Source organism: Pseudomonas oryziphila (assembly GCF_003940825.1).
Taxonomy (GTDB): Bacteria; Pseudomonadota; Gammaproteobacteria; order Pseudomonadales; family Pseudomonadaceae; genus Aquipseudomonas; species Aquipseudomonas sichuanensis.
In genome coordinates this window covers 4,743,481-4,756,109 of the sequence record NZ_CP034338.1, presented here as the reverse complement: position 1 = coordinate 4,756,109, position 12,629 = coordinate 4,743,481, and the positions used below count along the sequence as shown (strand labels likewise).

Annotated in this window: 16 protein-coding genes; 11 read left to right on the top strand and 5 right to left on the bottom strand. The window is 63.5% G+C overall.

Annotated elements, in window-relative coordinates; all coding sequences use genetic code 11:
• Positions 1-4: 4 nt before the first annotated feature.
• Positions 5-562 carry a L,D-transpeptidase family protein gene (locus EJA05_RS22320; protein WP_110993289.1) on the bottom strand — a complete coding sequence of 186 codons (558 nt, stop codon included), beginning with the start codon at positions 560-562 and terminating at the stop codon, positions 5-7.
• Positions 563-582: 20 nt separating this feature from the next.
• On the bottom strand, positions 583-1,137 hold the full coding sequence (locus EJA05_RS22315) for an NUDIX hydrolase (RefSeq protein ID WP_125859964.1): 555 nt from the start codon (positions 1,135-1,137) through the stop codon (positions 583-585).
• Between the two features lie 135 nt (positions 1,138-1,272).
• Here EJA05_RS22315 and EJA05_RS22310 point away from each other — a divergent pair, with 135 nt between their 5' ends.
• The 5 genes from EJA05_RS22310 (at position 1,273) to purT (ending at position 4,527) form a co-directional block, all read left to right on the top strand.
• On the top strand, positions 1,273-1,872 hold the full coding sequence (locus tag EJA05_RS22310) for a CoA pyrophosphatase (RefSeq protein WP_125465258.1): 600 nt from the start codon (positions 1,273-1,275) through the stop codon (positions 1,870-1,872).
• Positions 1,873-1,917: 45 nt separating this feature from the next.
• The gene (locus EJA05_RS22305; protein ID WP_125465257.1) at positions 1,918-2,442 is read left to right on the top strand and encodes a gamma carbonic anhydrase family protein; all 525 of its coding nucleotides are present in this window, start codon (positions 1,918-1,920) and stop codon (positions 2,440-2,442) included.
• The gene (locus EJA05_RS22300) at positions 2,432-2,629 is read left to right on the top strand and encodes a DUF1289 domain-containing protein (protein ID WP_125859962.1); all 198 of its coding nucleotides are present in this window, start codon (positions 2,432-2,434) and stop codon (positions 2,627-2,629) included. The genes EJA05_RS22305 and EJA05_RS22300 overlap by 11 nt, the downstream gene beginning before the upstream one ends.
• Positions 2,630-2,803: 174 nt before the next feature.
• Positions 2,804-3,271, top strand: a complete 468-nt coding sequence (locus EJA05_RS22295) for a VUT family protein (RefSeq protein WP_125465255.1) — start codon at positions 2,804-2,806, stop codon at positions 3,269-3,271.
• A gap of 74 nt (positions 3,272-3,345) precedes the next feature.
• Entirely contained in the window at positions 3,346-4,527 is a 1,182-nt protein-coding gene (gene purT / locus EJA05_RS22290; protein ID WP_110993295.1) for a formate-dependent phosphoribosylglycinamide formyltransferase, read from the top strand.
• A 75-nt stretch (positions 4,528-4,602) separates the two neighbouring features.
• Here the strand turns inward: purT and EJA05_RS22285 are convergent, their stop codons facing one another.
• The 3 genes from EJA05_RS22285 to EJA05_RS22275 all read right to left on the bottom strand — a co-directional run bounded on the left by EJA05_RS22285 (position 4,603) and on the right by EJA05_RS22275 (position 8,153).
• Entirely contained in the window at positions 4,603-5,907 is a 1,305-nt protein-coding gene (locus EJA05_RS22285) for an MFS transporter (RefSeq protein ID WP_125859960.1), read from the bottom strand.
• Positions 5,908-6,149: 242 nt separating this feature from the next.
• A complete protein-coding gene (locus EJA05_RS22280; protein ID WP_125859958.1) occupies positions 6,150-7,334 on the bottom strand; it encodes a transporter associated domain-containing protein in 1,185 nt (394 codons plus the stop codon).
• A gap of 9 nt (positions 7,335-7,343) precedes the next feature.
• Positions 7,344-8,153: a cytochrome C assembly family protein gene (locus EJA05_RS22275; protein WP_125859956.1), complete on the bottom strand. Its 810-nt coding sequence runs from the start codon at positions 8,151-8,153 to the stop codon at positions 7,344-7,346.
• A 273-nt stretch (positions 8,154-8,426) separates the two neighbouring features.
• Between EJA05_RS22275 and ffh the strand changes: the two genes are divergently transcribed.
• The 6 genes from ffh to EJA05_RS22245 all read left to right on the top strand — a co-directional run bounded on the left by ffh (position 8,427) and on the right by EJA05_RS22245 (position 12,578).
• Entirely contained in the window at positions 8,427-9,803 is a 1,377-nt protein-coding gene (gene ffh, locus EJA05_RS22270; protein WP_125465251.1) for a signal recognition particle protein, read from the top strand.
• A gap of 233 nt (positions 9,804-10,036) precedes the next feature.
• The gene (gene rpsP / locus EJA05_RS22265; protein WP_011535318.1) at positions 10,037-10,288 is read left to right on the top strand and encodes a 30S ribosomal protein S16; all 252 of its coding nucleotides are present in this window, start codon (positions 10,037-10,039) and stop codon (positions 10,286-10,288) included.
• Between the two features lie 5 nt (positions 10,289-10,293).
• Entirely contained in the window at positions 10,294-10,830 is a 537-nt protein-coding gene (gene rimM / locus EJA05_RS22260; RefSeq protein ID WP_125859954.1) for a ribosome maturation factor RimM, read from the top strand.
• Positions 10,831-10,833: 3 nt separating this feature from the next.
• Entirely contained in the window at positions 10,834-11,586 is a 753-nt protein-coding gene (gene trmD / locus EJA05_RS22255; protein ID WP_110993301.1) for a tRNA (guanosine(37)-N1)-methyltransferase TrmD, read from the top strand.
• A 43-nt stretch (positions 11,587-11,629) separates the two neighbouring features.
• The gene (rplS, locus tag EJA05_RS22250) at positions 11,630-11,980 is read left to right on the top strand and encodes a 50S ribosomal protein L19 (RefSeq protein ID WP_023629812.1); all 351 of its coding nucleotides are present in this window, start codon (positions 11,630-11,632) and stop codon (positions 11,978-11,980) included.
• A gap of 178 nt (positions 11,981-12,158) precedes the next feature.
• Positions 12,159-12,578 (top strand): acyl-CoA thioesterase, encoded by a 420-nt coding sequence (locus tag EJA05_RS22245; protein ID WP_125859952.1) that lies wholly within the window; start codon positions 12,159-12,161, stop codon positions 12,576-12,578.
• Positions 12,579-12,629: the final 51 nt, after the last annotated feature.

The window sequence follows — 12,629 nt, the reverse complement described above, 5'->3', positions numbered from 1 at the left end:
CCGCTCAAGGGCGGATTTCGATCAATGTACCGTCCTTGACCATGCTCCACACCTCGCGCATGTCGTCGTTGCGCATGGCGATGCAGCCCTCGGTCCAGTCGAGGGTGTGGAAGTACCACTCCGGGTATTCCTCGTTGATCGGGGTGCCGTGGATCATGATCATGCCGCCGGCATCCACCCCTTCACGGCGGGCCTTGGCCGCGTCGGTGATGTTCGGGTAGGAGATGTGCATGGCCAGGTTGTAGCGGTCGCTGACCTTGCGCCAGTCGAGCCAGTACAGGCCCTCGGGGGTTTTCTTGTCGCCCTCGCGCACCTTGGCGCCCTTGGGTTGCTTGCCCAGGGAAATGCGGTAGGTCTTCAGCGGTTCGCCACGGCTGATCAGTTGCAGGCGGCGTTCGGACTTGAGCACCAGCACTTTGTCGATCAACGGCCCCTGCACCACGGCGCTGGCGGGTGAAACGGGCTGCACGACCGGTTGTGGCTTGCGAATGATGGTTTCGGTGAACGCGGCATGCGACACCGAGGCGACACTGAGGCAGAAAAGGGCAAGCAACCAGCGCATGAAACCGTATCCCTGAAAACTTAAGTGGTGGATGACGCGACATTCATCGGCGGCAGGTATTCATGGCCTATCGGGTAGTGCTGCCTGACGCGGTCGCGATAGTAGCATTCTAGTGTGCGTGTGACGGTGCGGAAAGCCAGCTCATCCCACGGGATCTCGTGTTCCTCGAACAAGCGCACCTCCAGGCTCTCGACGCCGACGGCGAAGTCCAGGTCGGCCAGTTCCGCGCGGAAGAACACGTGCACCTGGTTGATGTGCGGCAAGTCGAACAACTGGTAGAGGCTCATTTGCGTGACCCGGGCGCAGGCCTCTTCGACGGTTTCGCGACGAGCGGCGTCGTCGAGGGTCTCGCCGTTCTCCATGAAACCGGCGGGCAGGGTCCAGAAGCCGCGGCGTGGCTCGATGGCGCGGCGGCACAGCAGCACCTGGCTGCCCCAGGTGGGCAGCACACCGGCAACGATGTTGGGGTTCTGGTAATGGATGGTCTGGCAATGCTCGCAAACAAACCGTGGGCGGCTGTCGCCCTCGGGGATTCGCTGGATGACCGGCTGGCCGCACGCGCTGCAGAATTTCATGCTTTCATCATTCCTGTGGGGTCTGGCTATCTTGGCGCGCGCGGTCGGCCCACTGCAAGCAGCCCGGGGCAGGGCTTGGGTGCCCGCAGGCTTTGGTGCATCATGCACGGCAGGCCTTGGAATCGAGAGTGCGTAATGCTGGACGAGCTTCTTCGCCGAATGAGCAACCACACCCCTGCATCACTGCAGGTGGACAGCCGTTTTCCGGAAGCAGCGGTGCTGTTACCCATCACCCGCAGCGATGAGCCCGAGCTGGTGCTTACCCTGCGTGCCAAGGGCTTGTCCACCCACGGTGGCGAAGTGGCGTTCCCTGGCGGGCGGCGCGATCCGGAGGACCCGGACCTGGTGTTCACGGCCCTGCGTGAAGCAGAAGAAGAGATCGGCCTGCCGCCTGGCCTGGTCGAGGTGATCGGCCCGCTCAGCCCGCTGATTTCATTGCATGGCCTGAAGGTGACACCCTTCGTCGGGCTGATCCCCGATTACGTCGAGTACCACGCCAACGATGCGGAAATTGCCGCCGTATTCACGGTGCCGCTGGCATTCTTTCGCCAGGACCCGCGCGACCACACCCACCGTATCGATTACCAGGGCCGCAGCTGGTACGTGCCCAGCTACCGCTACGGCGACTACAAGATCTGGGGGCTGTCGGCGATCATGATCGTCGAGCTGGTCAACCTGCTGTTCGATGCCGGTATCAGCCTGCACAAGCCGCCAGAGCGTTTCATCCAGAACTGAGCGGGGCACACCCCGCCACCGGCGTTCAACCGTGAGGAGCGACACATGAAATACCGCCTGGGCGACCTGCGGGTCGAGACCCATCCCACCAGCTGGGCCGCACCCAATGCCACGCTGATCGGCAAGGTGCGCCTGCAGGCGCGTGCCAGCGTGTGGTTCGGCGCGGTGCTGCGCGGCGACAACGAGCTGATCGACATCGGCGAGGACAGCAACGTCCAGGACGGCACGGTGATGCACACCGACATGGGCTCGCCGCTGACCCTCGGCAAGGGCGTGACCATCGGCCATAACGCCATGCTGCATGGCTGCACGGTGGGCGACTACAGCCTGATCGGCATCAACGCGGTGATCCTCAACGGTGCGCGCATCGGCAAACACTGCATCATCGGCGCCAATGCACTGATCCCTGAAGGCAAGGAAATCCCCGACGGCTCGCTGGTAATGGGCTCGCCTGGCAAGGTGGTGCGCGAGCTGACCGAGCAGCAGCAGCGCATGCTCGAAGCCAGCGCTGCGCATTACGTGCACAACGCTCAGCGTTACGCCCGTGAACTGGTGCCCGATGAAGACTGACGAACGGCCCGTGGCCTCCCCCTGCGTCAGCATTTGCGCCCTGGACGAGCAGGATATCTGCACCGGGTGCCAGCGCACGGTGAGCGAGATCACCCGCTGGGGGCGGATGGACAACCAGGAGCGCCGTGAGGTGCTCAAGCGCTGCCATGAGCGGGCTGTGGCGGCGGGGCTGATCATCGGCTTGTGAACCGTTGCGGTTTCATTCGCGGGTAAATCGCAGCGGCGAACCGCCGCTCCCACAGTTACGATGCTTGCCTCAAGCCTAGCGCGATCCATGTGGGAGCGGGTTTACCCGCGAAGAGTCTGGCGCTGACTTTGAATTCAAGTATTCTGTGCGGCTTGCCCAACATCCAGATAGCCCATGTTCTACCTCATCGCCTATATCAGCAGCGTGGTGCTGATCAACTACGCCTTCTCCAGCGCACCGCACCTGGATGTGATCTGGTCCGCCTGGGGCGGGTTGGTGTTCATCCTGCGCGACATGGTGCAGACCCGCTACGGCCATGGCGCGCTGCTGGCCATGCTGGCGGCGCTGGTGCTCTCGTATGCCACCTCCGAGCCTGCCATCGCCCTGGCCAGCGCTACGGCGTTCTTCGTCTCCGAACTGATCGACTGGCTGGTATTCAGCGTCACCCGCCGGCCCCTGCGCGACCGCCTGTGGCTGAGCTCGGCGCTGAGCATCCCGGTGGATACCTTCATCTTCTTCGGCATGATCGGCGCGTTGACCCCCGTGGTGATCGGCACGGCGCTGGCGTCGAAGTTCGCCGGAGTCACCGCGGTATGGCTGATCATGGCCTGGCGTGCCCGGCGCGCGATGGTCGTATCCTGATGTAGAATGCGGGTCCAATTTTCAGCGGGCGGCAGCCAGCGTGGCGCGGCCCCGGACGCCTTCGAGGACCTGAAATGACCCGTATCGGAACCCCATTGTCGCCCACCGCGACCCGTGTACTGCTGTGCGGCTGCGGCGAGCTGGGCAAGGAAGTGGTGATCGAGCTGCAGCGCCTGGGCGTCGAGGTGATCGCCGTCGACCGCTACGCCAATGCCCCGGCCATGCAGGTCGCGCACCGCAGCCACGTGATCAACATGCTCGATGGCGTGGCCCTGCGCGCGGTGATCGAGGCGGAAAAACCGCACTACATTGTCCCCGAGATCGAGGCCATCGCCACCGCCACGCTGGTGGAGCTTGAGAACGAAGGCTTCAATGTCGTCCCCACCGCCCGCGCCACCCAACTGACCATGAACCGCGAAGGCATCCGCCGCCTGGCCGCCGAAGAGCTGGACCTGCCGACCTCGCCTTACCACTTCGCCGACACCTTCGAGGACTACAGCAAGGCCGTCGCCGACCTTGGCTACCCATGCGTGGTCAAGCCGGTGATGAGCTCGTCGGGCAAGGGCCAGAGCCTGCTGCGCAGCGCCGATGACTTGCAGAAGGCCTGGGACTATGCCCAGGAAGGCGGCCGCGCCGGCAAGGGCCGGGTGATCATCGAGGGCTTCATCGACTTCGAATACGAAATCACCTTGCTGACCGTGCGCCATGTGGGCGGCACCACCTTCCTTGAGCCGGTCGGCCACCGTCAGGAGAAGGGCGACTACCAGGAGTCCTGGCAGCCTCAGGCGATGAGCCCGAAAGCCCTGGCCGAATCGCAGCGTGTGGCCCAGGCGGTCACCGATGCCCTGGGTGGGCGTGGCCTGTTCGGCGTCGAGCTGTTCGTCAAGGGTGACCAGGTGTGGTTCAGCGAAGTGTCGCCGCGCCCGCACGACACTGGCCTGGTGACCTTGATTTCCCAGGACCTGTCGCAGTTCGCCCTGCACGCCCGGGCGATTCTCGGCCTGCCGATCCCGGTGGTGCGCCAGTTCGGTCCGTCGGCTTCGGCGGTGATCCTGCCCGAAGGCCAGTCGCAGCAGACCGCCTTCGCCAACTTGAACGCCGCTTTGAGCGAGCCGGACACCGCCATCCGCCTGTTCGGCAAGCCTGAGATCAATGGCACCCGCCGCATGGGCGTGTGCCTGGCGCGTGACGAGTCGGTTGAAGCGGCACGCGCCAAGGCGACCCGCGCTTCGCAGGCGGTCAAGGTCGAGTTCTAAGCTTCGAGCTACAAGCTTCAAGCCGCAAGAGGAAGCAGGCCGCATGCGGGTTTGCTTCCTCTTGTAGCTTGTAGCTTACAGCTTGCTGTCACGCGTCTCTTTCAGGCACAACACGGCAATCAGGCTGATCATCGCCGCCGCCGACACATATCCCCCCACCCAGCTCAAGCCCCCCATGCTCACCAGCTTCTGGGCAAAGAACGGTGCCGCCGAGGCGCCGACGATGCCGCCCAGGTTGTAGGCCGCCGAGGCGCCGGTGTAGCGCACGTGGGTCGGGAACAGCTCTGGCAGCAAGGCGCCCATCGGCGCGAAGGTCACCCCCATCAGGAACAGCTCGATGCTCAGGAACAGTGCCACGCCCGTGGTCGAGCCCGAGGTGAGCAGCGGCTCCATGGCGAAGCCCGAGGCGATGGCCAGCAGCGCACCAACGATCAATACCGGCTTGCGCCCGTAGCGGTCGCTGAGCCAGGCCGACAGTGGCGTGGCCAGGGCCATGAACACCACGGCGAAGCACAGCAGGCCGAGGAAGGTCTCGCGGCTGTAGCCCAGCGTCGTCACGCCGTAGCTCAGCGAGAACACCGTGGAGATGTAGAACAGCGCGTAGCACACCACCATCGCCGCCGCGCCCAGCAGGGTCGGCAGCCAGTACTGGGCGAACAGTTCGACCACCGGCATCTTGACCCGCTCCTGGCGCGCCACGGCCTTGGCGAATACCGGGCTTTCCTCGAGTTTCAGGCGCACGTACAGGCCAACCAGCACCAGCGCGGCACTGAGCAGGAACGGAATGCGCCAGCCCCAGTCGCGGAACTGCTCGTCGCTGAGCACCAGGGCCAGGGTGAGGAACAGGCCGTTGGCGGCCAAAAAGCCGATCGAGGGGCCCAGTTGCGGGAACATGCCGAACCAGGCGCGCTTGCCTTCGGGGGCGTTCTCGGTGGCCAGCAGTGCCGCGCCACCCCATTCGCCGCCCAGGCCCAGGCCTTGGCCGAAGCGCAGGATGCAGAGCAGGACCGGCGCCCATACGCCGATGCTGTCATAGCCCGGCAGCACGCCAATCAGCGTGGTCGAAACCCCCATCAGCAACAGCGAAGCGACCAGGGTCGACTTGCGCCCGATACGGTCGCCGAAGTGGCCGAACAGCGCCGAGCCCAGTGGTCGGGCGAGGAACGCGATGCCGAAGGTGAGGAAGGCCGCGAGCATCTGCGCGGTGCCCGACCCGGACGGGAAGAACACCGGCCCGATCACCAGGGCGGCGGCGGTGGCGTAGACGTAGAAATCGTAGAACTCGATGGCAGTGCCGATGAAACTGGCGGTGGCCACCCGCGCTGGCGAGTTGACCGGGGCCGCCGAGGCAGGTTCGGCGTAGGTGCTGCTGGTAGTCATGCGTAGGTCCCTGACAGTCGATGCTCCATGGGGCACGGCCCATGTGGCAGGCACACGGGAGCCGGAGCGTATTGTTATGAGTCGCGTGACTGACGATAGCCCAGGGGGTAGGGAGGGGCGGGCGCTGTTCGGGGTGGTGACGCAGGGCCGTGGGGCGTGTCAGTGATGCGGACTGGCCGTGGGGCGCCGGGTGCGGGTAGCAGGCGGGACGGCAGGGCTGGGTAAGCGTTGGCCGAGTATAACTATCGGGTCAGGGTCCAGACCAGCACCTTGCTGGCGCAATTGTCCTCGGTTTCGAGGATTTCCAGGCGATAACGGCCGATCTTCAGGCATACCGCCGTTGCCGGGATGCTTTCCAGCGCCTCGGTGACCAGGCCGTTGAGGGTTTTCGGCCCGCCATCACAGGGCAGGTGCCAGCCGAGGGTGCGGTTGATCTCACGCAGCGAGGCGGTGCCTTCGATGATGAAGCGGCCATCGCTCTGCGGGTGCACATGCGGGTTGTCGAGGCTGTGTTCGTCTTCGAATTCGCCGACGATCTCTTCGAGGATGTCTTCGAGGGTGACGATGCCCAGCACTTCGCCGTATTCGTCCACCACCACGCCCATGCGCCGCTGTTGCTTGTGGAAATTCAGCAATTGCATCTGCAGGGGCGTGCTTTCGGGGACGAAGTAGGGCTCGTAGCAGGCGGCCTGGAGCTTTTCGAAGGTGAGTTCGGCGCGCGGCAGCAGGTGGCTGATCAGTTTGGTGTTGAGTACCGCTTCCACCTGGTTGATGTCGTTGTGATAGACCGGCAGGCGGGTGTGGCGGCTGACGATCAGCTGCTCGACGATGCGCTCGATGGGGTCGTCGAGGTTGATGCCGTCGACTTCGTTGCGCGGCACCAGGATGTCGTTGACGGTGATCTTGTCCAGGGCCTGCAAGCCCGCCAGCAAGCCATTGTGGGACGGGTCATGCTGCTCGTCGTCATCGAAGTCGTCTTCCTGCGGGTGCAGCGCCACCGCCATGGGCTGCACGCGGAACGGGCGCAGGATCAACCGGGCGCAGCCATCGAGCAGGCAGGCCAAGGGTTGCAGTGCGGCCAGCGGGACCTTGAGCAGGCTGGCGCCAAGGCTGATGAATGCCTGCGGATTGCGTCGGGCCAGGCGTCGCGGCAGGTATTCGGCGAGCACCAGCAGGGCTGCGGTAGCGGCCAGCCCAGCGAGCCAGAAACCGTGTTCGCCGCTGTAGCGCTGGCCGATCAGGCAGGCCAGGCCCAACACCAGCAGCTTGCCGAGGCTGGCGCAGAGCACCAGGGCCTGGGCGGGCAGGGTCGGGTCGGCGTGGCCGTTCTGTTGCTGGCGAGCGCAGTCCACGGCGGTGAACAGCGCCGACCACAGCAGTGCCAGTACCAGTGTGCCGAGCAGCGGGGCGTACGGCAGGGTATCCATGGGCGGCCGTCAGATATGCAAGATGAATTCGCGGACCAGCTTGCTGCCGAAATAGGCCAGCATCAGCAGGCAGAAACCGGCGAGGGTCCAGCGGATCGCCTTGTGGCCACGCCAGCCCAGGCGGGTGCGGCCCCACAGCAATACACTGAACACGATCCACGCCACGCAGGCCAGCAGGGTCTTGTGCACCAGGTGCTGGGCAAACAGGTTGTCGAGGAACAGCCAGCCGGAGACCAGCGACAGCGACAGCAGCCCCCAACCGGCCCAGAGGAAGCCGAACAGCAGGCTTTCCATGGTTTGCAGCGGCGGGAAATTGCGGATCAGCCCGGACGGGTGCTTGTGCTTGAGCTGGTGGTCCTGCAGCAACAGCAGCAGGGCCTGGAACACGGCGATGGTGAACAGGCCATAGGCGAGGATCGACAGCAGGATGTGCGCGAGGATGCCCGGCTCTTCATTGATCAGCGGCACCGTGCCGGGCGGGGCGAACTGCGCCAGCAGCGCGGTTATGGCACCCAGCGGGAACAGCAGCACCAGCAGGTTCTCCACTGGAATGCTCAGGCAGGCGATCAGCGTCAGGCCGATCACCGCCACGGCGATCAGGCTGGCGGCGCTGAAGAAATCCAGGCTCAGCCCCAGCGGGGTGATCAGCTGGAAGAACAGCGCGCCGCCCTGGGCGAGCACCGCCAGTGCGCCGAGCACACCGAGCAGCCGCTTGTCGGCGCGGGCGCCACGGGCCAGGCCGGTAGCCTGGTAGACGGTCGCGGCCACATAAAGGAAGGCGGCGATCAGGTTGGGGATGAGGCTGGGTGAAGAGAGCATAAGTCCTGGCAGGCAAGCCTTAAAGGGACGGAGTTTGGCATAGAACGCGGTGGGCAAGGAAGACTGCGGATCAATCGCGGGGCAAGCCCGCTCCCACAGGGGCTGTGGGGCATTGTGGGAGCGGGCTTGCCCCGCGAATGGCCGGTGGTCCCGAGCAAGGTGTGCGGCGGCGGCAGTCTTCGCTATAATCGCCGCCTTGTTGTGCCCAGCGCGTGTGCATTTCCACCTGGGCGCCTGAAAAACCTCGGCTTCACTGGGCCTGAAAGGATCACCATGTTCGAAAACCTGACCGACCGCCTGTCACAGACGCTGCGCCATGTCACCGGCAAGGCCAAGCTGACCGAAGACAATATCAAGGACACGCTGCGCGAAGTGCGCATGGCCCTGCTCGAGGCCGACGTTGCCCTGCCGGTGGTCAAGGATTTCGTCAACAGCATCAAGGAGCGCGCGGTCGGCACCGAAGTGTCGCGCAGCCTCACCCCGGGCCAGGCCTTCGTCAAGATCGTCCAGGCCGAGCTGGAGCGCCTGATGGGCGCGGCCAACGAAGAGCTGACGCTCAATGCCGCTCCGCCCGCAGTCGTGCTGATGGCCGGCCTGCAGGGTGCAGGTAAGACCACCACCGCCGGCAAGCTGGCGCGCCACCTGAAAGAGCGCAAGAAGAAAAGCGTGATGGTGGTGTCCGCCGACGTTTACCGCCCGGCGGCGATCAAGCAGTTGGAAACCCTGGCCAACGACATCGGCGTGACCTTCTTCCCGTCCGACATCAGCCAGAAGCCAGTGGACATCGCGCAAGCGGCGATCCGCGAAGCCAAGCTCAAGTTCATCGATGTGGTGATCGTCGACACCGCCGGTCGCCTGCACGTCGACGCCGACATGATGGACGAGATCAAGGCGCTGCACGCCGCGGTCAAGCCGATCGAAACGCTGTTCGTGGTCGATGCCATGACCGGCCAGGATGCCGCCAATACCGCCAAGGCCTTCGGCGACGCATTGCCGTTGACCGGTGTGATCCTGACCAAGGTCGACGGTGATGCCCGTGGCGGTGCCGCACTGTCGGTGCGTGCCATCACCGGCAAGCCGATCAAGTTCATCGGTATGGGCGAGAAGACCGAAGCCCTCGAGCCGTTCCACCCTGACCGGATCGCTTCGCGCATCCTCGGCATGGGTGACGTGCTCAGCCTGATCGAGCAGGCCGAGCAGACCATCGACAAGGCCAAGGCCGACAAGCTGGCCAAGAAGCTGAAGAAGGGTAAGGGCTTCGACCTCGAAGACTTCCGTGATCAACTGCAGCAGATGAAGAACATGGGCGGCCTCGGCGGGCTGATGGACAAACTGCCGAACATGGGCGGCGTCAACCTGTCGCAGATGGGCAACGCCCAGGGCGCGGCCGAGAAGCAGTTCAAGCAGATGGAGGCGATCATCAACTCCATGACCCCGGCCGAGCGTCGCGACCCTGACCTGATCAGCGGTTCGCGCAAGCGCCGCATCGCCCTGGGTTCCGGTACCCAGGTGCAGGACATCGGCCGGCTGATCAAGCAGCACAAGCAGATGCAGAAGATGATGAAGAAATTCTCCGCCAAGGGCGGCATGGCCAAGATGATGCGCGGTCTTGGCGGCATGCTGCCGGGCGGCGGCATGCCCAAGATGTAATCGAATTTGGCGGGCTGCCTTCCATGGGAAAGCTGCCCACCAGCCCCCGCCTCGGCGGGAACACGGCCGCCGAAAGGCGGCTCAATCAGCAGAACTGAACGGTGGGGCGCAGCCTCGCCGAAAAAGGCATTTGCAAATGTCCGTGTATTCCCCGAGAATATGCGGCCTTTTGGGCACGCGTGTGCCCATTGGGCATTCAGTTTTGCAGCACCGACTATAGGAACGATGTTCACATGGTAACCATCCGTCTTGCCCGTGGCGGCTCGAAAAAGCGCCCTTTCTACCACCTGACCGTGACCAACTCGCGTAACGCCCGTGACGGCCGTTTCGTTGAGCGCGTTGGCTTCTTCAACCCGATCGCATCGGGCGCCGAAGTCAAGCTGTCGGTCAACCAAGAGCGCGTCACCTACTGGCTGAGCCAGGGCGCACAGCCGTCTGAGCGTGTTGCTCAGCTGCTGAAGGAAGCTGCCAAGGCTGCAGCCTGAGCAGTATGAACGCGACGCCAGAAAAGGCTGACGACCTCATCGTCGTTGGCAAGATTTTTTCGGTTCACGGCGTTCGCGGCGAGGTGAAGGTGTACTCCTTTACCGATCCGATTGAAAACCTGTTGGATTATCCGCGCTGGACGCTCAAGCACGAAGGCAAGGTAAAGCAGGTCGAGCTGGTCAGCGGTCGTGGCTCCCAAAAGGGCCTGGTCGTGAAATTGAAAGGCCTCGATGATCGTGATGAAGCCCGGCTTCTGAGTGGTTACGAAATCTGCATTGCGCGGAGCCTTTTGCCCAACCTGGCAGCCGACGAGTACTACTGGTACCAGTTGGAAGGCCTGAAGGTCATCAATCAGGACGAACAGCTGTTCGGCACGATCGATCACCTGTTGGAGACCGGCGCGAACGATGTAATGGTGGTCAAGCCTTGCACAGGCAGCCTGGATGATCGCGAGCGACTGTTGCCCTATACGGAGCAATGCGTGCTGGCAATCGACCTCGAAGCGGGTGTGATGCGAGTCGAATGGGACGCGGATTTCTAAACGATGGGTAACCTTCGCGTAGACGTCATCACGTTGTTCCCCGAGATGTTCTCGGCCATCACTGAGTACGGCATTACCAGCCGTGCGGTGAAACAGGGGTTGCTGCAAGTGACCTGCTGGAACCCGCGGGACTACACCACTGATCGCCACCACACCGTGGATGATCGGCCGTTTGGCGGTGGTCCGGGCATGGTGATGAAAATCAAGCCTCTGGAAGACGCCCTGGTCAACGCCAGGCAAGTCGCCGGAGCAACGGCAAAGGTGATCTACCTTTCGCCGCAAGGCCGCAAGCTGACTCAGCAAGCGGTCAAAGGCCTGGCCGAACAGGAATCCTTGATCCTGATCGCCGGTCGTTATGAAGGCATCGACGAGCGCTTTATCGAGGCTCATGTCGATGAGGAGTGGTCGATTGGCGACTATGTGCTTTCCGGTGGCGAGCTGCCGGCCATGGTACTGATCGATGCGGTTACGCGGCTGCTGCCCGGAGCTTTAGGGCATGTGGACTCGGCGGAGGAAGATTCTTTCACCGACGGTCTGCTGGATTGCCCGCACTACACCCGACCTGAGGTGTATGCGGATCAGCGTGTACCCGACGTGTTGCTTAGTGGCAACCATGCACACATCCGGCGTTGGCGGATGAAGCAGTCCCTTGGTAGGACCTTCGAACGACGCGCCGATCTTCTGGAAAGTCGCTCGCTTTCTGGAGAAGAGAAGAAGCTGCTCGAGGAATATCTCCGCGAGCGGGACGATAGTTAAACGTATCGATGGTGGATCGCGTTATCCATCTTAGGAGCACAGCATGACCAACAAGATCATCCAGCAGCTCGAAGCCGAGCAGATGAGCAAAGAGATCCCGACCTTCGCACCAGGCGACACCATTGTCGTCCAGGTTAAAGTGAAGGAAGGCGACCGCTCGCGTCTGCAGGCGTTCGAAGGCGTCGTTATCGCCAAGCGTAACCGCGGTCTGAACAGCGCCTTCACCGTGCGCAAGATCTCCAGCGGCGTTGGCGTAGAGCGTACCTTCCAGACCTACAGCCCACAGATCGACAGCCTGGCCGTGAAACGTCGTGGTGACGTGCGTAAAGCCAAGCTGTACTACCTGCGCGACCTGTCCGGCAAAGCCGCTCGCATCAAGGAAAAACTGTCCTGAGTGCAGTTTGACCGGTGGCCTCGGCCATCTTGCGAGAGAAAAAGCAGCCTTCGGGCTGCTTTTTTGCTTTCTGGCTTTATCGCGGGGCAAGCCCGCTCCCACGAACCTTGCACTGCCGCGTGGGAGCGGGCTTGCCCCGCGATGAGGCCGCCAGCCCCATCACCTTTGCGAGCCCCTCATGACCACCTCCCGAGACCAGGAAATCCTGCGCCGCACCGAACTGTCGGAAACCCGTGTGACCAAGGCGGTGTTCCCCAACACCACCAACCACCACAACACCCTGTTCGGCGGTACGGCCCTGGCGTGGATGGACGAAGTGTCGTTCATCGCCGCCACGCGTTTTTGCCGCCTGCCGCTGGTGACCGTGTCCACCGACCGCATCGACTTCAAGCACCCGATCCCCGCGGGCTCGATCGTCGAGCTGGTGGGTAGCGTGATCAAGGTCGGCAACACCAGCCTGCAAGTGCAGGTGGATGTGTTCGTCGAGAACATGTACCTCGATGGCCGCGAGCGCGCGATCCATGGGGTGTTCAGCTTCGTCGCCATCGACGAGGACAAGCGCCCGGTGCCGGTGTTGCCGCAGGCCGGCTCCCACTAAACGGACTTGCACGGCCACTGTAGGAGCGGGTTTACCCGCGAACACCGGCAG